The sequence below is a fragment of the Pedobacter hiemivivus genome, assembly GCF_005144565.1.
GTDB classification, from domain to species: domain Bacteria; phylum Bacteroidota; class Bacteroidia; order Sphingobacteriales; family Sphingobacteriaceae; genus Pedobacter; species Pedobacter hiemivivus.
Window position 1 is genome coordinate 20,547 of record NZ_SWDX01000010.1, and the last position, 21,678, is coordinate 42,224.

Consider the following 21,678-nt stretch of genomic DNA (forward strand, 5'->3'; position numbering starts at 1 on the left):
GGTTGATTCGTGTTTATTGCATTGGGTTTTATCAGGTTATTTGATGGCCGGTTTGACTATAATGGTTTGATCTCTGATCTCAAAAGCTACCGCGCCAGTAACTGAAAGCATCTCCAGGACGTTCTTGACATTGGAGTATCTTGATATGGAACCCCATAATGCCTTTTTCTCTACATCCCCTTCATAGATGATCTCTACATTGTACCAGCGGGAGATTTTACGCATGATACTTTTAATGTTTTCACGTTCGAAAACGAATTCCCCGTTTTTCCAGGCCACTTCGGCCTGGGCATCCACCTGACTTATATTTAATTGTTCGGTTTGTGCCAGAATTGATTGTTGGCCAGGTTTCAGGATGATTTTGCTTTTGGAGGTAACTGGTTCCCCGGCTGTGATACCTTTGCGGTTGCCACTTGCGGATAGGAGGGTAACGCTTACAGATCCCTCCAGCAAAGTGGTTTTAATAGCTGTTTCATCTGGGTAGGCATTAATGTTGAAGTGTGTTCCCAAAACCTGTACCTGTTGTCCCTTGGTCTGTACAATAAATGGATGGGCTTTGTCTTTGGCTACCTCAAAATAGGCTTCGCCTGAAAGTTTTACCTTCCGGTAAGGATGTTCGGTGAAATTTGCCGGATAACTCAGGCTGGAAGCCGCATTGAGATATACAGTTGAGCCATCGGGTAGGCGAACCTGGGATTGCTCTCCTTTGGATGTTTCCAGCGTATTGACGCCCTTGCCGGAGGAGGTATTGCGGTTTATTGTATAAATGAGCTGACCGATGCTGTCTTTAGTTATGCTAACACCGGATTCACTGGCAATTGTCCCGTCTTGGAAATCTGATAGGTATATTTTTTTACCACTGCTTAAGGTAAGCGTAGCACCATTTTTACCTGGAGCGATATCGTTTTGGTAGGCGATTTTAACAGGTTGGTTAGTGCTGGTCTTTTGTTTGTAGTAAAAAAGCGTAACACTAAAAATGATACTGGCTATTGCTGCAGCAATGGCGATACGTGTGCCAAGCGATTGACGGGCCCGCATTTGGATGACCGGCGCTGGTTTGATTTCTTCCAATTGCAGGCGTGCAGAAAGACCAGCCCACAACAACGCTTTGGTCTGATCTAAGAATTCAGGGCTGTATGCGGACCTGTCCAGGTCACCCCAGGATTGATAGCTGCTTTCCAAAAACGCAATTTCCTGTTCGGTTGCTTTTCCTGCGATATACCGGTTTAGTATTGCTCTGAATTGTTCTTCTTTTGTCATCGTGATTTGCGCTTATATTAGAAAGACAACTTGAGACGACAAATCGAGGGGAGGAATAATTGAATAAAATGCTTAAAAATAATAATTTATTGATTTACAATGAATTAAAATGATTAAATGCGGTGAACAGAATAAGTCCTATACGAGGTTTAAGTGTTTTTACGGCTTTTTTCATGTAATCGGCAGCTGTGGCCTCAGTAATATCGAGACGGCTGGCTACTTCTTTATTTGATAGATTCTCGAATTTTCGCAGTTCAAATACCTGTCTCTCTCTAGGCGGCAGGGCTTCGATTTCAGCGGCAATCATGGCGGCGAATTGCTTCTCACGGATTAGATGATCTGCAAATTCCTGTTGATCGATATCCGGTAAGGTGAACCAGTCGAGATAGCCTGTGATGATCTTTTTATGTTTGATGAGATTAAAAATTCTATTTCGTACAGATTTGTAGAGGTAGCCGACAAGGTTCTCTATGTTGAGCGATTCACGCTTTTGCCAAAGCTGTGCAAATACATCCTGAATGATGTCCCCCGACTCATCGTGGTTTTTTAATCTGCTGTCTGCATGTATGAAAAGTAAAGCGTAATAACGGTTATAGATTTCGGCGAAGGCATACTGATCTCCCTTCCGAAGAATTTCGGTAAGCTGCTGATCCGTGTATCCGCTATAATTGTCCATTATTTTTTTATCATGGTGCCAATCACTTTCCGGGTTTTGATTGGTTAAATTTACACATTAGTCAGCCAATATTAATGAATCTTTCCAAGATTATTACTCAATGACGTTTTCTTTCTGCAAGCATTTTTTTTATCCAGGGATATTAGCCCTTGGTTGCCGGTAAATTTAACTAACTCAGGAGGGCTTGTTTGATCCTTGCATTGCTCATATCCATCTGCTTCAGGATATAGTCAGCTATCGCTTTCCTATTGTTATCGGCCTTCGGAACTGTAAACCCTCAACCTCTTCCCTGAGCGCCTCACCTACCTCAATGATATGTGTGGAAATAATGAACATACAGTTCCGGTATTGTGCGTAGGCCTTGCTTACCGCAAGGGTGGTATCATAGGCGTCTTTAACATTTGTCCCTTTAAACAGCTCGTCGAAAATCACCAGCAGGTTCTCTTGTATGTTGACAAAGGTGCCTGAAAAAATGTAGCATAACTCAAAAAATAATTAAGTTTTTACAAGGCGTTTGAGATTTCCTGTATATGTTTACATGAAAATTTTCAGTAACCTAAACAAGGAACTCATTTCATGGCTGCTTATGGTGCTTATACCGATCAGGAATTGACGGCCTTGTTAAAGGAGGGGGACGGTATTGCATTTACGGAGATTTATAACCGACACAAAAAGGAATTGTTTATTTATGCGCTGAGGCTGGTAAAGGATGAAGATCTTGCAGGTGATTTAGTGCAAGAGGTATTGATTTCTCTATGGGATAGGAGAGCGGTAGTCGACCTAAAGGGTAGTATTGTGGCCTATCTATTCACAGCACTCAGATACAGATTTTTTGATTGGATAGACAAACAGAAAGTAAGAGCTGATTATGCGGCTTCTTTCCAGTTATTTATTGATGAAGGCGAATGGATTACCGACAATCAGGTTGCTGAAAATGAGTTGATGGCTTTTATAGAGCAACAAATTGCACAGCTTCCAGAGAAGATGCGAAAAGTTTTCTTAATGAGTCATAAAGAAAATCTGTCCTATAAAGAAATTAGTGAACGCTTAAATATTACCGAAAAAACGGCTCATAATCAGGTTAATAATGCGCTAAAACTTTTAAAAATAAAGCTTGGCATGTTTGCGATTCTCTTGTTTTTAGCTCAACCATAATTTTTTTTTCATTTCATCTGGGAGTTTTACTGACTTAACCTACATGTATATAAGGGGGACTATATTCCCATCTTAATATGGATAGTTTTAAAGCAAAAGAATTGATCTCTAGATATCGTCAGGGTTTAGCAAGCCAGGAAGAATGTAGACTTGTGGAGCAATGGTTTCTAATTGATTTGGAGATGAGTACGATATTGCCCGATCAAAAGGCTTTTGAAAGAACTGATGAAAGAATTGGTGCAGAATTAGCATTGCATATCGGCAAACCCAAGTCCGTAAATAAAATTAGGGTGAGGAGATTGTGGTATCGTATAGGCGGGGTTGCAGCTATACTTGCACTAATTACGTTGGGGATTTGGTTATATAATTCACAATATTCCGGTATTAGTTCAGAAAACCTCTTCGTTTCTGCTAAGGATATTCTTCCAGGGAAAAATACGGCAATGATTACACTTGCAAATGGAAAAGTGATCACATTGAGTGAGTCAAAAATAGGAGTGGTAATTGCTGAGGAAGGTTTGAAGTACAATGATGGAACGGAAGTAGCTGCTGCTGCAACTCAAGCTCAAATGCTTACCGCAAGCACCCCACGTGGCGGTACCTATCAGGTAACGCTCCCAGACGGCACCCATGTTTGGTTGAATGCGGATTCTAAGCTTTCTTTCCCCTCAAAATTTTCTGGACCTGAACGTAAAGTATTATTAAAGGGGGAAGCCTATTTTGAAGTAGCAAAAAGCTATCGCGCAAAAGCTAAAGGCGATCAGTCTAAATCGGAGCCTATTCCTTTTATTGTAGCTACAGACAAGCAGGAAGTAACTGTGCTCGGCACGCACTTTAATATCAATAGTTATAGCGATGAGGCAGCCACCAAAACCACATTACTGGAGGGTAGCGTACGTGTGGTTGTTGCTGGTGCTAAAAGTGCCTCAGCTGCTTTTTCACACATCTTAAAGCCAGGAGAACAAGCCATAAATAACGGAAATATTCGGGTAGAGAAAGTTGATCTGGAGGAAGCCGTGGCCTGGAAAAATGGAAATATCGTGTTTACGGACAGGACATTAGAAAGCATTATGCGCGAATTGTCCCGCTGGTATGAGGTAGATGTTGTATACATGGCCGACGCACCAAAATACGAGATTTTTAGTGGTGCGGTGTCGAGAACAAGGAATATATCTTCTGTACTGGAGCGTATGCAGACCACAGGAAGCGTACGCTTTAAAGTAGAAGGCAGAACAATAACAGTTACAAAATAAACATCAACCTAAATCAATCATATTAATAAAAACTAAACAACCGAATTATGAAAGAAATGCTACGCTACTAAGATTACAAGAGAAACGGTAGCTTTTAATAAAAAGCCGAAAAGTGCTACCAACACTTTCCGGCAGAAGTTTGAGCAACCATTCCTGAAAAAAATCAGGAAGAACAATTTTTTGTGTACAATCATTTATCAACTCAAACCAATTCAAACTTAGGCAATATTGTGCAACAAAGCAATATTGATGGTCTGTCGTCGACCCTTTAGTTTGAATACAAAGCAATGACGAAGTATGGATAACAATGCTTTAAACTGTGGTAAGCCGTTTAAGTGGCTGCCAGCCAAACTCCTATTGATTATGAAGTTAATCATAGTACTAATGACCACCTTTTTGATTCAGGCAAGTGCTGTTGGGTATGCCCAAAGAGTAACTTTAAATGAAACGGGCGCCTCTCTTGGAAATATAATTAATAAAATAAGATTACAAACCGGCTACGACTTTGTGTTTAACTCGAAAGAGGTTGGAAATGCGAAAAAAGTAACCGTAAACCTGAAGAATGTTCAACTGGAAGAAGCTCTGAGGGTGCTGTTCCGCAATCAGGATCTTACTTATTCTGTAAAGGATAAATTCATTGTCATAGAAGCCGCTAAGCCTTCTTTTATGGATAACCTGCGTGCCGTTTTTGTAAATATCGATGTGCGTGGTCGAATAGTTGATTCGGTAACGGGCAATCCTTTACCAGGTGCCACGGTGAGTGTTAAGGGACGAAGACAAGGGGTAAGGACCGGTACAGATGGAACGTTCCTGCTGCAAAATGTGGAGGAGGATGTGACAGTTGTTATTAGTTATACCGGGTACACAACCAAAGAAGTGCCTGCAGCTAAAGAACTTGGAACTATCCGTATGGAAGTTGCCATCGGAAACCTGGAGGAAGTAGCGGTAACGGTAAACACAGGATACCAGCGGATTAAGCCTGAACAGAGTACGGGCGCTGTTGCGCAGATCGGTACCAAAGAGTATGAGTCCAGGGTAAGTTCCAATTTCCTTGATGGTTTGGTAAACAGGTTGCCGGGATTGATGATTAATAACAGCGTACAGTTTACCAGTACTACTCCTGGCGTTGGAGAAACTACCAGGCCTTTGTTCAATATCCGGGGTATTTCTACGATGTCGGCTAACCAAAGTCCGTTAATTGTAGTGGATGGTTACCCGACAGAACTGACACTGGATATGATAGATCCGAATGAAATCAAATCGGTGACGATTCTTAAAGACGCCGCCTCTGCTACGGTATACGGAGTGAGGGCATCTAATGGTGTGATCATCATTGAGCGTAAGCAAGCCACGCCCGGTGCCGCACAGTTCAATTTCAGGAGCACATTGGGCCTTACACCAGAAGAAAATTACAGCCGCTACCGTTGGGATCCGGAGGCGTCGGGCATCAATGCCAGTTATACACGTGAAAGACAAGCGTTAATTGTTAATCCATCCAGCTGGAATGCCTTATTTGCGCCAGGACCAATAACAGGAGGTAATATAGGTCGTTCTATCCCTTACTATATCCAGGCTCAGCTTGTCGCCGGCATTATTACACCTGCACAGGCGGAAAGCTCTTTTGCGGAACTGGCTAACTATGACAATCTTGAGGATTACAGTCGCTTATTCCAAAGAACGGCAGTTTCGCAGACAAATACCTTGAACATTTCAGGTGGCGTGCCAGACGCACTATATTACATCACGGCAAATTATACGGGGAACCGTAATAACGCGATCCTGAATGACAACAATAGATTTCAACTGACAGGCCGAACTACCCTTAAACTGGCGAAACGACTGAGCTTGGAACTGATCACAGAATACCAGGAAAATCGTGCTAACAGTGCTCCGATACCGGGGGCTGCTGAGTTTGCTGGCTATGAACGCTATGAAGATGTAAACGGTAACCCTGCCGCCATCATTTCAAAAAGCTACGCACCGGTATATAATAATGTACTGCTGTCGCAAGGCTTTTTAGACCAAAATTATTACTCACTAATTGAAGCGAATAAAGTAAGCAATAAAACGCGGACGCTGAATTACAAGACCATTGCCAATTTTAACTATAACATTGGAAAAGGATTTAACCTGTTGTTCGGCGGGGTATATGAAACGTCCCGTACAGAGTTCAGGCACCTGGCCGCCCAGGGTTCGAATGAAGTGAACGCCATGGTTAATACCTACACGGTTACGCCTACTACCGCTAACCCTTCATTGGTATTCAAAAGGAATCTTCCTGACGGGGATTTCCTGCGTCAGCAGAATACCAGTTCAACTGGTTATACCGCACGGACGCAATTAAATTATAATAAAAGAATTGGTAACCATTCCCTAAATGGTATAGCAGGTGCTGAAATGCGCCGCGTATTAAATAAAAGTAATTTAGCCTCATATTTTGGTTATAATGATCAGAGTTTGCTGCATCAGCCTGTAGATTACGCTTCTATAATTAACGGTGTAACGGGAGTTAGAGGCACCTTAGTTACTTCTAATCCACTTGAGGCTTTGAATACATTATTTAACCAGACCTATGATGACGACCGTTATGTATCGGCTTTTTCTAATATTGTCTATTCCTTTAAAGATACCTATTCCTTATCAGGAAGTATCCGCATTGACCAATCAAACCTTTTTGGTAGTGATCCGAAATATAAGTACAAACCACTATGGTCATTAGGTGCAGCCTGGAACATTCATAAGGAAGATTTTATGAATGATATCAACTGGCTTCACCAGTTGAAACTACGCGCTGCTTACGGATTTAATGGAAATGTAGCCAAGCTTTCGCTTCCGCAGGTAATCGCCCAGGCACAGAACAATACACAGAATACACCTACACTTCCATCGCTGGTCTTATTCTCGAATGCCAATACAGGCCTTCGGTGGGAACAGACTGAAAACTTAAACTTTGGGCTTGATTATGATATCTTCAAAAATATCACTGGTAGTCTTGAATATTACACCAAAAAAACAACCGATGTGATGGGTAATTCCAGTATTGACCCGACGCTTGGCGCAAGCTCCGCTTTGGTTAATTATGCCACCATCAGAAATAATGGTTTAGAGTTTAGCCTGAAAACAGATTGGATATCCACTAAAAACTTTAACTGGAATACAGGTATTGTGGTCGCCAAAAATAACAGCAAGGTACTTGATGTGTATAGAACGGGACGCTATGATCCGCAGATTCTTGATTTACTGGGTTATGTAAGTGGTTATCCGGTAGGTGCTATGTTTTCCTATGATACACGTGGACTCAATAATGAAGGTCATCCGATTATTTACGATCAGAACGGGGCGTCATATGTTGTAAACACCAGTACGACTGGAACGCCTTTAGTTACCGCGATGTCGGATAAGAATTCAGGACTGGTACAGTATTCGGGAACAACCATTCCGACTATTAGCGGTGGACTAAGTAACCGGGTTGATGTAGGCGATTTTTATTTCTTCGCGATGATCAACTATTATGGTGGTTTTAAAGTACGGGTGCCAAGACCTACACCGGCAGAGACCAGACCTTTGCTAGGGTCAAATAACTTTTGGAGGGTTGCCGGTGATGAGGCGAAAACAGATATTCCAAACTTAACTGACCTGAATAGCTTTGCTCCGGGATTGGCGTACCGTTACAATAGCAACTATGTGGTTAGCGGTGATTACATGACGCTAGGTGATGTGACAGTTTCGTACCGCTTAAATGATGTTAATTTCATAAAAAAGGCCGGCTTTAAGAACTTTGAGATCAAAGCCCAGGCTTCAAACTTGTACTCTGTCGGATTTAACCGCTATAACTTTAGTATGGCTACGGGAAGCTATGCCAAATCGTATTTAACCCCTACGTATACGCTTGGTTTGTTCACTAATTTTTAAAATTTACACTGATGAAGAAATTTAAATATATAGCCGCCCAATTGCTTTTATGCTGCATGATTTTCAGCGGTTGCGATAAATATCTGGATGTTGAACCAAAGGGCAAGCAGTTGCTGAAAACAACGAATGACTTTGACCTTTGGTTAAACGCACAAACATTCACAACTGAAATTAGTAGTCCTTATTTGGATTATATGACGGATAATATAGATTACCTAGGCGTTAATACTCCGCCAATTACACTTACTGACTTCGTTTATACCTGGGCCCCGCAGTTTACAAATGACGCGGCAGCAACCGCCCATTTATGGGCTGACCATTATAAACGTATTAGTCTGTACAATACGGTGTTGTTAGGTATTGACGCTGCTGAAGGGGGGACCGCATCACAGAAGAACAGCCTTAAGGCGGAAGCCTTACTTGGCCGTGCGTTTTCGTATTTTTACCTGGTAAATGAATATGCCGGGCCCTACGATGCGGCAACCGCAGCCACCGATTTGGCTGTGCCCTTTGTAACTTCAGACAATGTAAGTCAGAAAGCGCCGCCAAGAACTACGACAGCTGAAATTTATAAACACATCCTGGATGATATCAATGCCGCTATCCCGAACCTTCCTGCTGACAACAGCACTGCAAGGTTTCGTGGCTCTAAAGCTGCCGCATACAGCGTGCTGGCACGCGTTTATTTATACAGAAGGGAATATAGTGAAGCGCTGCGTTATGCTGAGCTTGCGCTGGCCAATACCCGTGCCACCATGATTGATTATACCACTCCTGCTTCATTTCCCGCCACGCTGAATGTAGTGTCTCATCCGGACGCGATTTACGGTAAGGGATATGCTGCCGCTGGTATCCCGATAGCCTTAGATTTAAAAGGTTCGTTCGCCAGCAACGACGCAAGGAGGACAATCTTATATTCAAGCTGGACCAGTACCGCAAGAGGGGTGACTGCGTTTTACGCAGCTGCGGTTACACCAACTTTCCAGCTAACCAATTCCGGTACAACTGTGCAGGAAATGCATTTAATCGCGGCTGAGTGCGCGGCGCGCAGTACTGCTCCGAATGGCCTGTCTACGGCGCTCAGCCATCTGAATCTGGTGCGCAGGAGCAGATTTACAGGCACACCAATTGAGAGCAGAGATTTTGCCTCAACCAGTCTGGATGCTGTATTTACTGAAGTACTGGCAGAAAGAAGGCGTGAATTGCCTTTCCATACCCTACGCTGGTTTGATATGCGCAGATTTGACATGGAGAACAGGATGCCAGCGGTAACCCGCACCAATGCGCAGAACACAGTTCTTGCCACACTTGAGCCACACAGCCCTAGATACACGCTGCAAATACCCATTCAGGTGACGGCCTTTAACCCGGATATGCCCCAAAATCCATAACTATAAAATTAAGAGATGAAGACATACAAATTAAATTTATTGGCAATATGCACGGTAGTGCTATTGCTTATGGCTTGCAAAAAAGACAAAACCGGCAGCGAACCCTTACCAGAAGGTAGTGTAACTTTTGATGTGCCGGCGTCAACAGATGTTGTGGCGAGAGATTATGACATCAGAAGTGTGTCGGTGGTGAGCGTGGAAATGAAAGCCGCACTTCAAGGCACTACGGCATCGGATGTTCATTATGTTACTTTTGCCGCCGATACGACTAAGATTGTTGACTATAGGCTGAAGTATGGCGGTAATGCTCTTTTACTTCCAACTAGAAGTTATCTTTATTATAAACCAACGGTAGCCATCGCTGCCGGGACAAACCTTTCCGAAGCCGCAGTACTAAATCTTAGTTTTCAGACAACGTTACAGCCTTTCACTACCTATGTGCTTCCGTTGACTATCGCATCTATAGATGGTATACCGCAGGATCCAAAGACACGTAAAGTTGTTTATTATGTTTTTAACACAAAAGAACCACGGTATGTGAGCCATACGGGGTTCACCCTCGGAGCCACCGCGTCTTCCGTATTTGGAGCTAATACAGCGCTCAGAGCAGTGGATGCGGCTACAGGGACAACCTTCTGGGCAAGTTCCAATACCGTGCCGTTGCCGCAATGGGTGAATATTGATTTTGCAAGGAACGTTACCTTTTCTGGATTAGACTATTTCTTCCCGACAGGTTTAACCGCTGCCAATGGAGCCCAGACAACTTCTGCTAAAGTGGAAACGAGTTTAGATAACATAACCTGGGTAGATAAAGGTACATATGCGATAAATGTCAACAATACCGCAAGAGTGCACACTATAAATTTCCCTTCATTAACTACGGCCAGGTATTTACGCTTCACCGTTTTGGCTGCAAATCCATATGTAGCCTCAGCGACAATCACTTACAACATATGTTTTGTGGGCGGGATTTTGTTGTTGAATTAAACTATGGCAACTCGTTATATATATAATTAAAAATGAAAAAATCAATATTTTCAATTTTGATGCTGCTGCCTTTTGTGGTAGCAGCTCAAAAAAGCTACACCATTTCAGGTCAACTGCCCGCTGTAAAAAGTCCGGCCAAAGCTTACCTGGTTCTTTTGAAAAACAATGCATGGAAGGAAATCGATTCTGCTGATATCAAAGAAGGAAAGTTTCGCTTTACAGGAAGTGTAGAGGAACCGCAGGGTGCAATTATAGCAGTTCGGCGTAAGGGTGCCCCGGATGCGGGGAACCAACGGGATTCGCAGGGGTTTTTTATTGAAAACTCCAATATTTCAATTGTTGGTAACGATGCTGTCGAAAATGCAACCATCACTGGCTCTATATCCGACAGAGAAAACCGGGAAAGGGAGGCAATGATCAAACCCGTTACCGCTAAAATCGTAAAACTGCAAAACGAATTCGGGAAAAAATCTGCTGATGGAGCTTATGTAAAATCCTCAGAAGAACGTAAAATGGCTGGAGATAGCATACAAAAATTGGTGGCTACGAATAAGGATATCAATCTGAAGTTTGCAAAAGACCATTTAAACTCTTTTATGGGGCTTTATACGTTTAATATGTATGTGCTTGACAGTAAATTTGATCCTGCAAAGGAGGAGCCCTTATTTAACCGGTTTTCGGCCAGTTTAAAAACTTCTCCGCTTGGTAAACGCACTATAGAGAAATTGGAAATTGGGAAGAGACGCCAGACCGGTGCCAAAGCAACCGATTTTACGCAGAATGACCTGAATGGTAATCCATTTACACTGTCTTCTTTAAGAGGCAAATATGTATTGGTTGATTTCTGGGCAAGCTGGTGCGGCCCTTGCAGGGCCGAAAACCCGAATGTAGTAAAGGCTTACAACGAATTGAAAGGCAAGAACTTTGAGATAGTAGGCGTATCGCTTGATTATCCGGGTGGTAAAGCAGTCTGGGCGGAAGCGGTTAAAAAAGACGGATTGCCATGGATCCAAGTGAGCGACCTGAAAGGCTGGAAAAATGAGGTAGCTGTGATGTATGGTATCAATTCAGTACCTCAAAATCTGCTGATCGATCCGAACGGAATGATTATCGGGAAAAATCTGAGGGGTGAGGCATTGACGGAGAAATTGAAGGAATTGATTAAATAGACTGACGGAAGTAATCTTCAAAAATTAATATGATAAAAGAATGATGAACATAAAAACAATTATCGGTGCACTTTTGATATTGCCTGCCAGTTTCTGTATGGCACAGGATAAATTTGAAATAGCCGGGAAACTATCCAAAGCCGGTGCAGACAAGATGGTGATGCTGAGTTACAAAAACAGCGAAGGAAAAGACGCAAAGGATAGCGCAGTAGTGAAAAATGGTAAGTTTGCGCTGAGCGGTACAACAGCTTTTGCAAATAAAGCTTACTTATCATTGGTGCCTTTGAAAAAAGACACCACGCGGAAACGTGGCCAATCGGACTATAAAGAATTTTACCTGGAGAAGGGTAAGTACCAGGTTGTTGCGGCAGACAGTATGGTCAATGCAAGCATTACCGGAGGCCAGGCTCAGAAGGATTTTCTGGACTACACGGCTAAAACATCAGCATTGCTGACCTATTTCAAGGATATCACACAGCGCTTTACCAAAGTTTACTATGCTAAAGTAAAAGATACCGTGGCAATTAAAACCATCCAGGCAGAAGCAAGACCTGTACATGCTAAAATAGAAGCAGCTTTGGATTCCTTTATTTTCAGCCACCCCGATTCCTATGTAACAATCGACCTCATTAGCGAAAATAAGACAGCTGTTATTGACCCTACGACTTTTGAGCCTTATTACAAGATACTTAGCCCAAAGGTGTTGGCTAGTTTTACAGGACAAAGGTTAACAGCTAAATATGACAAGGCAAAGCAAATATCCATTGGAAAAGCAATAGATTTTACACAAACAGACGATAAGGGCAATGAATTTAAACTTTCGTCTTTAAGAGGTAAATATGTATTGGTTGATTTCTGGGCCAGCTGGTGTGTGCCATGTCGTGCAGAGAACCCACATTTGCTAAAAGCCTATAACCAGTTAAAAACTAAAGGCTTTGAAATTGTAGGCATTTCTTTGGATGAAACCAAGGCAGCATGGCTAAATGCGGTGAAGCATGATGGTATGCCATGGATACAGGTGAGCGACCTTAAAGGGTTTAATACAGAGATTGCGGTAAAATACGGTATTAGTGCCATACCACAGAACTTCCTGATTAATCCGGAAGGAATTATTGTAGCGAAGAACTTAAGAGGAGAGGATGTAGATCAGAAAATTGCGGCTTTTATAAAATAAAAACTAAAATGAAGTGACACACAAAGAGTTTGTAATGATCTGTTTTTTCAGTGATTTACAAGCTCTTTTTATTTGTGAATAGATTGCTTTAAATGAATATGCTTTCTGAATCCATCAGGTGACAACCCTTCTTGTTTCTTGAAAAATTTGCAAAAATAGGAATTGTCCTCAAAGTTTAATGCGTACGCAATTTCCGTAAAATTTTATTCTTGCCTGCCCGGTCCTGGTCTGGGATTTTTATTTTTACTGATGGATCGGGGGGAGATGGTGTCCTACAGTTTTATATTGTGTGATGTTTTGTCCTGTTATATTTTTAAAGAACCGGCTAAAGTGCGCCGCATCTTCAAACCCCAGTTCATAGGCGATTTCTTTAACGGATTTGTCGGTATAAAAGAGTAGTCTTTTTGCCTGGTCCATGATCCGGTCATGGATAATTTGTAGGGGTAGTTTATGGTGATGGCGTGCGAACAGATTGGAAAGTGTCTTGGGCGATTTGTTGAGTTCATTGGCGTAAAACTGTACCTGGTGCTGGGTTTTGTAATTTCTGTCTACCAATAGGTTGTATTTCCTGATGATCAGGAAATGATCGGCACTGGGCGACTGAGTTTTGAGGTATTGTGCTTTTGCCAGTCTGGTCGCAATGATGATCAATCTTTTTAAAAGTGTTTTGAGCATTTCTGATTGAGTACTGTCCTGGGTTTGGAATTCTTCTACAAAATCGCTGCTTAGGCGCTGGAGCATTTTTCGATTGTTTTGGTCTAGGTGGATGAACAGTTGGCCATAGGATCCGAAGAACAAAAAGCCGGCGCAGCTGACTTCATTGTCATGGTCCACAATGCAATAGAAGTCTCGGTTATATTGCCAGGCAGAAACCTGCTCGGGCGCCTCAAATGAGAAGGATTGGTTAGAGAATAGCGGGAGTAAACTCCAGGACGGAAATGTATAGGTAATGTTGTCAATGTAAACTTCCTGGTCCGGGCCGCTATTTAGTGCAATGGTAAAAAGCCGCTCATCGGATTGATCACTGAGCCGACCATAAAAGGGTTCATTCTGTAGAAAGTGGATAATGCCACCTGTTCTCCGGTCGGTGTGTGCGTGTTTCATGTCTCAAATTTAACATATCCGGGGGAAAATAGGCAGGCCATTGGGAATTAAATCCATTCCATCGCGCTTGTCTTAAATGCAACTTTGTGTTGTCAATGCAGACAAAAATAAAATTCAATTGATTATGAAAACATTTAAAGTACCAAACCGGGATGAACTTAGCCAGGCCAACCAGGACCTGTTCGATCGTGTTAAACGGCATTTGGGCCGGGTGCCTAATAGCTATGCGTTTATGGCAAGTTCTGAAAATGGTTTAGCCACTTACCTGGCTTTGTCCAATGCGAAAAGTTCGCTTAGCATCAAAGAGAAAGAGGTCATTAACCTGATTGTAAGTGGTATCAATGGTTGTCACTATTGTACCAGTGCGCATACTGTTATTGCCAAACTCAATGGTTTTACCCAGGAACAAATTTTAGAGATCCGTCGTGGAGCGGTAAGTTTTGATGAAAAACTCGATGCTTTGGCCCAGTTGGTGAAAGAGATAACCAATAATAAAGGTAATGTTGGAGAGAAGGTCATAGCTAACTTTTTTGCAGCGGGATATACCAATGAAGGTTTGGTTGATACGGTGATGGTCATCGCTGAGAGGACCTTTAGTAATTATTTAAATGCGATTGTAAATGTTCCGATTGATTTTCCTGTAGCCCCGGAAATTTAAATGTTTTGCGCTGTTGACCGGCCATTTGGTAGCCCTACCAAATGGCCGGTCAGGCGTTCAGCTAAGTAGTCTGTATAGTGCTAGAAGTCCTATGATCGTGATCACTGGCGCGTCGTAATCTTTCAGTTCCCGTTTAAGTATCTTAAGTGCCTTTCCGATATGTTTCTCTACCGTGTTTACAGAAATATTCATTCGTGCTGCAATGGCTTTATAGGAAAGCTGTTCCTCCCTTGATAACCTGAAGGCCTCACGGCATTGGGCTGGTAAACTTTCAATCACCTTCATCACCTTAAGCTTGGTTTCTTTGGCCACATAATCATCTTCTGGGTCGGGCAGATGGCCTTTATCCAGTTCTGCTATGTGCAAATAATGTCGTTCTTTGATTATTCTGGCCCGTATTTCATGCAATGCCCTATTTCTTAAAGTAGCATATAAATAGGCAAATAAACTTCCATTGGCGTCCAGCTCTTTTCGTTTTATCCAAAGGTTTAAAAATACGTCCTGAACCAATTCTTCTACCAGCGCTTCATCCCCCAGTTTTCTGAATGCAATTTGGCACAATTGCACATAATATAGCTCATACAATGCCTCGAGGGCTTTGCTGTTGCTTGATTTTAACTGTTCAAGCAAATCCTGATCTGAATATTCGCTAAAAGGTCTGATGATACATATTCCCCAAGGGTAAACTTAATTATATTATTTAATTGTCTCCAAAATAATGTAAAATCATCCAGTATAATATCTGAAAACTGCATTAATTATAAAAAAAATAAAATATTTCTTAAAGGACTGGCGGTAGAATCATTCTGATGCAATACCTACATATAAGCACTAAATATGTCCGCCGAAGAAATATCAGAGTTAATTGATCTTTACCTTAAAGGAGCGTGTTCACCTGCTCAAAAAGAACTGGTAACACAATGGTACGAAAAACACAGCGTTACGGATCACGAGTTTTATAACGGTGATACTGCTCAGCTGCGTGGCTCCCTTGAAAAATCGCTATCCGGGTTAAGGGAAAAGATCAACGCTGCCAATGACCAGGTCGAAGTGCCTGTAAAAAAAGTCTGGCCAAAAAGGCTTATCGCTGCAGCCATTTTATTGATTTCCTGCTCAGCGGCCCTACTGTTTTACAATAATTATCAGTCCCGATCTGCAAACTTCTATGCCAATGATATTGCCCCGGGTAAAAATAAAGCAATCCTTACGCTGGCCGATGGTTCAAAAATAGCGCTCGACGATGCCGCCCAGGGAGAAATTGCCAGTCAATCTGGAATTAAGATTACTAAAACTACCGATGGGCAGCTGGTTTACGAAATAAACCCTTCCAGGAATACTGCTTCCAAAGCAACAGTATACAATACCATATCCACTCCCGCCGGCGGACAATACCAGGTTAAATTGCCAGATGGTACAAACGTATGGCTCAATGCGATGTCCTCCTTAAAATTCCCTGCAAGTTTTGCCGGACTGGAAGAACGTAGGGTGACACTAACCGGTGAAGGGTATTTTGAAGTCACAAAACTAGAACAGGAAATAAATACCAGAGATAGAAAAACTAGGCGTGTGCCATTTTTCGTCGTTACCAATAAACAGGAAGTGGAAGTTTTAGGTACCCACTTTAACATTTGTGCATATAGTGACGACAATATGACCAGCACCACCTTACTGGAAGGAAGTGTAAACATTAACCGCAGTACTTTACTTAAACCGGGCGAAGAGGCCGTAAACTCAGGCAATAGCATATTGGTTAAGGACACGGATACCGAAGAAGCCGTTGCGTGGAAAAATGGAAAATTTAAGTTCAGCAATGAGAATATTAAAGATCTGATGCGCAAACTGGCCAGGTGGTATGATGTGGAAATCATTTACGATGGTCAGATGACCAATAAAGACTTCTCGGGAAGCGTGCCCCGCTTTGCGCACGTCTCGAAAATATTAGACGTACTGCAATCTACCAATACTGTACATTTTAAAGTTGAAGGAAGGAGGATTACCGTTATGCCATAATGCTACGCTAAGGTAATCCGAACATAAAGCAGGATTCCGGCTGTAACCGGAACCCTGGCTACCATCAACTTGTAATTGATCGTACGTTCGGGCTTACTCGTTTATTTATCCGCTAGAATCAATCAACTTTTTAACCCAAACTCATTCAAATGTATGAATTTTTATACACTTAACCGACTTGTGCTTGCTATGAAGCTCACCGCTATACTGATCTTCTCTGTGATCATCCAAACCTCTGCTGCAGGGTATGCTCAGCGCCTGAACATTTCCCTTAAAAATGCACCGCTGGAAACCATATTCAATACCATCAGTAAACAGAGTGGCTATGATTTTATTTACAATGATTTTGACCTGAAAGGTCTGAAAAATATTCGCGTAAACCTGAAAAATGCAGAGCTGGAAAAAGGGCTGCAGACTGTCCTTGAAAACCAGGACCTGACCTATGTGATTAAGGAAAAAACAATCATCATTAAAAAGAAGGATAAAACGATCATCAGCAAACTGGTCGACCTGTTCATCTTTGCCCTGCCTGTCAGCGGAACAATTACTGATGAGAAGGGAAATGGCATTCCAGGAGTCATAATTAAGATAAAGGGTGCAAATGTAATTGCCACAACTGATGTTAACGGGAATTTCAGCATCAATGTTCAGGAAGGGACCTTACTCGAAATTTCTTATCTGGGATACAAAACTGCAGAAGTACTGGTTGGTAAGAACACCAAAAAGATCAATCTTAGTCTTGAGCAGGATATCTCTAAACTTGATGAGGTATCGGTCGAGGCCTATGGCAAGGGAAGTCAGCGTACCTCCACATCCAATAAATCAAGACTAACAGGAGAAGAACTGATGAAACAGCCAGTATTTGATCCTATACAAGGATTGATTGGACGCGTCCCAGGCATGGTAGTCAGTCAAAGTACAGGTGTACCCGGCGCCCGTTTAAGTGTACAGATCCGTGGAAGAGCAAATTTCGACAGGTTCCTGACTTCCGATCAGCCTTTATATATTCTTGATGGTGTGCCTATGGCAGCTGCCAATGATAAAGTAAGCCAGGTAGGCGGCCCTTTTGGTGCCGGAATATGGGATGGTTTAAGCGCCTTCTCTGGTATAAACGCAGCGGATATTGAAAGTATTGACGTACTCAAGGATGCCGATGCCACCGCCATCTATGGAAGCCGGGGTGCAAATGGCGTAATCCTGATCACTACAAAAAAAGGTAAAGCCGGTAAAATGAATATGGACGTTAATGTATATTCTGGTGTCAGCCAGGTATCCAGTATGCCGAAAATGCTAAATACCCAACAGTATATAGCCATGAGAAATGAGGCATTTGCAAACGACAAACTCGCGAAAACGAACGCCAATGCTTACGACCTCCTTTTATGGGACAACAACAGATATACCGATTTTGCGAAGCTGCTGGTAGGCAATAACGCCCATACCAACGATGCCCAGGTTACTTTTTCAGGAGGCAACAAATATACGCAGTACCGTTTAGGCGGTGGTTATCACAAAGAAGGAACGGTTTGGCCAGGCGATATGTATACCGACCGCGCTTCTATGAGTGCGAACATCCACAGCATGAGTGATAATGAAAAATTTACACTGGACCTTTCGGCAAATTATTCTGCAAACGAAAGCAACCTTACTGCGCTTGATTTATCTGGTTCGGTCATATTACCGCCTAATTTTAAACTATACGATGCAAATGGCAAGCTGGCATGGAACGAAGGCGGACTTTACCTGCAAAAAGATAACCCTTTGGCGCTCCTGAATCAGACCTACCTTTCTAAAATGAGCAGTCTCAATGCCAACATGATCCTTAACTACAAAATCCTAAAGAATTTAGTGGTAAGAAGCAGCTTTGGTTACAACACCACACAAAATGATGAAAAAAGGTTAACGCCACTTTCAGCGCAAAACCCATTAAAACCTGATTTAAGTGGATTTGCTGCTTTTGGCAATAACCAGCTAAAAAACTGGATCATTGAGCCTCAGGCAGAATATACCGGGCAGATTAAGAAAGGTAAATTGAATATTTTGTTAGGAGCAACCTATAACCAGCGCTCTACAGCCGGACAGGTGATCAATGCAAAAGGTTACCTCAGTGATGAACTGATCGGCTCCCTAAAAGGGTTGCCAAGTACAGCAATTACACCTAGCAATACAGCAACAGTATATAAATATCAGGCATTTTTCGGCAGGGTCAATTACAATTGGGAAGATACTTATATCGTTAACTTTACAGGGAGAAGAGATGGGTCAAGCCGTTTCGGACCAAACTTCCGTTTTTCTAATTTTGGCGCAGTGGGTGCAGCATGGATCTTCACTAAAGAAGCTATCCTGAAAAATAATAAAATATTAAGCTATGGTAAACTAAGGGCAAGTTACGGCTCCACAGGGAATGACCAGATTGGTGAATATGCCTATCTTGATGCCTGGGGTTCTGCCGGAAATTATGCCGATTCGGCAACGCTTTATCCAACCAAGTTATACAACCCCAACCTGCATTGGGAACGCAACAATAAAATGGAAATTGGCTTAGAACTGGGTTTCCTGAAAGACAGGATCCTGTTTACAGCCTCCGGATATAATAACATTTCTTCTGAGCCCCTTGTGAATTACCCATTGCCTAAAACTACAGGTTTTTCTACTATCGTAGACAACCTTGCAGGTGTAGAAGTTCGCAACAGAGGTTTAGAGTTGACACTAACGTCGCAAAACATTGTTAAAGGTGGTTTTACCTGGAACACAGATTTCAACATTACTTTTCCTCAAAACAAACTGATGAAATTCCCTGATCTTGAAAAATCAAGCTATGCCACCAGCTACGCTATAGGACAATCCTTAAACCGTATATATGCCAGTCAGTTTGTTGGAGTAGATCCCATCACAGGTCTATATACTGTAAAAGATGTAAATGGTGATAAAATAGTAAATGCTGCGAATGATTATGCAACCCTGGGATCTTCTGACCCTAAATTCTTCGGGGGACTAAACAACACTTTCAGTTATAAACGTTTCAGCGCAAGCTTCTTTTTTCAGTTCAGCAAACAACTGGGCAGAGACTGGAGAAGTGGCAATTTATTTAATCCTCCGGGAATGATTTTTAACTCCCCAACGCTGGTACTCAGCAGATGGCAGAAAGAGAACGACATCACTGGGGTCCAGAAGTTCACTACTTCCCAGGGCGCCATTTCAGGTACTTCGGGCTTTTACCCGATGAGTTTCTCCAGCCGTACCTACACGGATGCTTCTTATCTCCGCCTGAAAAACGTTTCCGTTTCTTACAGCATCCCGGCTAATTGGTTAAACGTTGTACATATCAAATCATGCCGGTTCTATGTGCAGGCACAAAACCTGTTTGTGATCAGCAATTATGAAGGTGCAGACCCTGAAACACAAAGCTACACCAGGATGGCCCCATTACGCACCGTTACAGCAGGTTTACAGTTAACACTTTAAAGAAATACAATCATGAATCTAAATAACATATATAAAAAAAACGGTCTGATTGCTTTGGTTATCATACTTTTAACTGTATCGGGCTGTACAAAATTTGTGGATGTACCTAGTCCAATAGACCAGATCCCTTCAGATCTTGCGTTTGGCAGCGACACGAAGGCCGCATCAGCAGTCAGGGCACTTTATGGTATAATGGTAGGAAGTACCGGTGTTTTTACGACCACACTGGCTTACAGCGGAGCAGTGCAGATCTCTATGGGCCTTAGTGCCGACGAGATCATGAACACTTCAGTAACCAATGTATTTAATGAGTTTTATACCAATTCTATTAGTGCCGCGAATAGTAAAAGCAGCGGCGACATCTGGGGGAGTATTTACAACCTCATATTTAATACAAATTCCATTATCGAAAATGTAGAAAAATCAACAGGTATCACGGCTGCGGGCAAAAAGCAGTTTCTTGCTGAAGCAAAGTTCATTCGTGCCGCCAACTACTTTTACCTCATCAATATATATGGTGATGTACCCATGCCACTTACCAGCGACTATAGGACTAATGCCAACCTTCCGAAGGTTAGTAAGGAGGTCATCTACAATTTAATATTGGACGACCTGAAATATGCAGTAGCGAATCTTGGTCCCGCTTACCTGGGTACGCAACGCCTTCGTGCCAATAAATATGCTGCAAATGCATTGCTGGCCAGGGTATATTTATATAAAGAAGATTGGGTAAATGCAGAGATCCAGGCCTCGGAAGTGATTGATGTTGCCGGCAAAACGGTATATGATGTGGAAACAGACCTGAAAAAAACCTTTTTAACGAGCAGCAAAGAGGTGATCCTGCAATTACAACAGCCTGGGAGCAATCTGTATACCTATGATGGCTTTAATTTTGTTCCTTCAAACGCAGCAAATGCACCTCAATATCAAATTACTGACAAGTTATTCCAGTCTTTTGAAACAGGCGACTTAAGAAAAACGGAGTGGATTAAAACTGTAACATTAACCATTGGCGGGGTAACTAAAAACTACAGCTATCCTTACAAGTATAAACTTAATGGTGGTACGGGCACAACCAGAACGGAATCGAATGTTTTCCTTCGCCTGTCTGAAGTTTACCTGATCCGCGCAGAAGCAAGGACACATCAAAATAAACTTAGCGACGCCATCAGCGACCTGGATGTCATCAGAAAACGATCGGGCATCAGCCTGATTTCGGTAACAAAGCCAAATGCTACACAGTCAGAGCTTTTAGACCTTACTGCCCATGAACGTTTTGTTGAGCTGTTTATTGAGTACGGTCATCGCTGGATGGATCTAAAACGTACCGCTACAGCTGATGAGGTGTTGAAAGGCAAGCCAAACTGGAGACCGGAAGCTAAGCTGTATCCAATTCCATTGGATGACATCAACAAAAATCCATTTTTAAAACAAAATCCTGGTTACAACTAAAAATACGGTCAA

The 21,678-nt window shown here is 42.4% G+C and carries 16 protein-coding genes; 11 read left to right on the forward strand and 5 right to left on the reverse strand.

What is annotated here, in order from left to right; all coding sequences use genetic code 11:
* Positions 1-36: 36 nt before the first annotated feature.
* The 3 genes from FBD94_RS21060 to FBD94_RS21070 form a co-directional block, all read right to left on the reverse strand.
* Positions 37-1,260 carry a FecR family protein gene (locus FBD94_RS21060; protein ID WP_136881672.1) on the reverse strand — a complete coding sequence of 408 codons (1,224 nt, stop codon included), beginning with the start codon at positions 1,258-1,260 and terminating at the stop codon, positions 37-39.
* Between the two features lie 94 nt (positions 1,261-1,354).
* The gene (locus tag FBD94_RS21065) at positions 1,355-1,936 is read right to left on the reverse strand and encodes an RNA polymerase sigma factor (protein WP_136881673.1); all 582 of its coding nucleotides are present in this window, start codon (positions 1,934-1,936) and stop codon (positions 1,355-1,357) included.
* Positions 1,937-2,170: 234 nt separating this feature from the next.
* Positions 2,171-2,368, reverse strand: a complete 198-nt coding sequence (locus tag FBD94_RS21070; RefSeq protein WP_235884587.1) for a P-loop NTPase family protein — start codon at positions 2,366-2,368, stop codon at positions 2,171-2,173.
* 144 nt (positions 2,369-2,512) lie between these two features.
* Here FBD94_RS21070 and FBD94_RS21075 point away from each other — a divergent pair, with 144 nt between their 5' ends.
* The 7 genes from FBD94_RS21075 to FBD94_RS21105 all read left to right on the forward strand — a co-directional run bounded on the left by FBD94_RS21075 (position 2,513) and on the right by FBD94_RS21105 (position 12,977).
* The gene (locus tag FBD94_RS21075; RefSeq protein ID WP_131608841.1) at positions 2,513-3,091 is read left to right on the forward strand and encodes an RNA polymerase sigma factor; all 579 of its coding nucleotides are present in this window, start codon (positions 2,513-2,515) and stop codon (positions 3,089-3,091) included.
* 77 nt (positions 3,092-3,168) lie between these two features.
* Entirely contained in the window at positions 3,169-4,344 is a 1,176-nt protein-coding gene (locus FBD94_RS21080; RefSeq protein ID WP_136881675.1) for a FecR family protein, read from the forward strand.
* A 363-nt stretch (positions 4,345-4,707) separates the two neighbouring features.
* Positions 4,708-8,256, forward strand: coding sequence for a SusC/RagA family TonB-linked outer membrane protein (locus FBD94_RS21085; RefSeq protein ID WP_235884588.1), 3,549 nt, complete (start codon positions 4,708-4,710; stop codon positions 8,254-8,256).
* A gap of 11 nt (positions 8,257-8,267) precedes the next feature.
* Entirely contained in the window at positions 8,268-9,647 is a 1,380-nt protein-coding gene (locus FBD94_RS21090; RefSeq protein WP_136881677.1) for a RagB/SusD family nutrient uptake outer membrane protein, read from the forward strand.
* 15 nt (positions 9,648-9,662) lie between these two features.
* A complete protein-coding gene (locus tag FBD94_RS21095; RefSeq protein WP_131608837.1) occupies positions 9,663-10,634 on the forward strand; it encodes a discoidin domain-containing protein in 972 nt (323 codons plus the stop codon).
* A gap of 32 nt (positions 10,635-10,666) precedes the next feature.
* Complete coding sequence (locus FBD94_RS21100; RefSeq protein ID WP_131608836.1) at positions 10,667-11,803, forward strand: TlpA disulfide reductase family protein; 1,137 nt, start codon at positions 10,667-10,669, stop codon at positions 11,801-11,803.
* Positions 11,804-11,843: 40 nt separating this feature from the next.
* Positions 11,844-12,977 carry a TlpA disulfide reductase family protein gene (locus tag FBD94_RS21105; RefSeq protein ID WP_235884589.1) on the forward strand — a complete coding sequence of 378 codons (1,134 nt, stop codon included), beginning with the start codon at positions 11,844-11,846 and terminating at the stop codon, positions 12,975-12,977.
* A gap of 243 nt (positions 12,978-13,220) precedes the next feature.
* Here FBD94_RS21105 and FBD94_RS21115 read toward each other — a convergent pair whose 3' ends face one another.
* Positions 13,221-14,081 (reverse strand): helix-turn-helix domain-containing protein, encoded by an 861-nt coding sequence (locus FBD94_RS21115; protein ID WP_136881678.1) that lies wholly within the window; start codon positions 14,079-14,081, stop codon positions 13,221-13,223.
* Between the two features lie 124 nt (positions 14,082-14,205).
* On the opposite strand from FBD94_RS21115, the gene FBD94_RS21120 reads away from it, so the two are divergent.
* The gene (locus tag FBD94_RS21120; protein WP_136881679.1) at positions 14,206-14,739 is read left to right on the forward strand and encodes a carboxymuconolactone decarboxylase family protein; all 534 of its coding nucleotides are present in this window, start codon (positions 14,206-14,208) and stop codon (positions 14,737-14,739) included.
* Positions 14,740-14,796: 57 nt separating this feature from the next.
* Here the strand turns inward: FBD94_RS21120 and FBD94_RS21125 are convergent, their stop codons facing one another.
* Positions 14,797-15,369: an RNA polymerase sigma-70 factor gene (locus tag FBD94_RS21125; RefSeq protein ID WP_169472378.1), complete on the reverse strand. Its 573-nt coding sequence runs from the start codon at positions 15,367-15,369 to the stop codon at positions 14,797-14,799.
* Positions 15,370-15,576: 207 nt separating this feature from the next.
* Here FBD94_RS21125 and FBD94_RS21130 point away from each other — a divergent pair, with 207 nt between their 5' ends.
* The 3 genes from FBD94_RS21130 (at position 15,577) to FBD94_RS21140 (ending at position 21,666) form a co-directional block, all read left to right on the forward strand.
* Complete coding sequence (locus tag FBD94_RS21130) at positions 15,577-16,749, forward strand: FecR family protein (RefSeq protein ID WP_136881681.1); 1,173 nt, start codon at positions 15,577-15,579, stop codon at positions 16,747-16,749.
* 153 nt (positions 16,750-16,902) lie between these two features.
* Complete coding sequence (locus FBD94_RS21135; protein ID WP_136881682.1) at positions 16,903-20,214, forward strand: SusC/RagA family TonB-linked outer membrane protein; 3,312 nt, start codon at positions 16,903-16,905, stop codon at positions 20,212-20,214.
* A 12-nt stretch (positions 20,215-20,226) separates the two neighbouring features.
* Positions 20,227-21,666 carry a RagB/SusD family nutrient uptake outer membrane protein gene (locus tag FBD94_RS21140; protein ID WP_136881683.1) on the forward strand — a complete coding sequence of 480 codons (1,440 nt, stop codon included), beginning with the start codon at positions 20,227-20,229 and terminating at the stop codon, positions 21,664-21,666.
* Positions 21,667-21,678: the final 12 nt, after the last annotated feature.

Coding starts and splice junctions, on each gene's coding strand:
- FBD94_RS21100 (WP_131608836.1), top strand. CDS start 10,667: ATGAAAAAATCAATATTTTCAATTTTGATGCTGCTGCCTTTTGTGGTA.
- FBD94_RS21080 (WP_136881675.1), top strand. CDS start 3,169: ATGGATAGTTTTAAAGCAAAAGAATTGATCTCTAGATATCGTCAGGGT.
- FBD94_RS21115 (WP_136881678.1), bottom strand. CDS start 14,081: ATGAAACACGCACACACCGACCGGAGAACAGGTGGCATTATCCACTTT.
- FBD94_RS21140 (WP_136881683.1), top strand. CDS start 20,227: ATGAATCTAAATAACATATATAAAAAAAACGGTCTGATTGCTTTGGTT.
- FBD94_RS21090 (WP_136881677.1), top strand. CDS start 8,268: ATGAAGAAATTTAAATATATAGCCGCCCAATTGCTTTTATGCTGCATG.
- FBD94_RS21105 (WP_235884589.1), top strand. CDS start 11,844: ATGATGAACATAAAAACAATTATCGGTGCACTTTTGATATTGCCTGCC.
- FBD94_RS21060 (WP_136881672.1), bottom strand. CDS start 1,260: ATGACAAAAGAAGAACAATTCAGAGCAATACTAAACCGGTATATCGCA.
- FBD94_RS21095 (WP_131608837.1), top strand. CDS start 9,663: ATGAAGACATACAAATTAAATTTATTGGCAATATGCACGGTAGTGCTA.
- FBD94_RS21085 (WP_235884588.1), top strand. CDS start 4,708: ATGAAGTTAATCATAGTACTAATGACCACCTTTTTGATTCAGGCAAGT.
- FBD94_RS21120 (WP_136881679.1), top strand. CDS start 14,206: ATGAAAACATTTAAAGTACCAAACCGGGATGAACTTAGCCAGGCCAAC.
- FBD94_RS21130 (WP_136881681.1), top strand. CDS start 15,577: ATGTCCGCCGAAGAAATATCAGAGTTAATTGATCTTTACCTTAAAGGA.
- FBD94_RS21065 (WP_136881673.1), bottom strand. CDS start 1,936: ATGGACAATTATAGCGGATACACGGATCAGCAGCTTACCGAAATTCTT.
- FBD94_RS21075 (WP_131608841.1), top strand. CDS start 2,513: ATGGCTGCTTATGGTGCTTATACCGATCAGGAATTGACGGCCTTGTTA.
- FBD94_RS21135 (WP_136881682.1), top strand. CDS start 16,903: ATGAATTTTTATACACTTAACCGACTTGTGCTTGCTATGAAGCTCACC.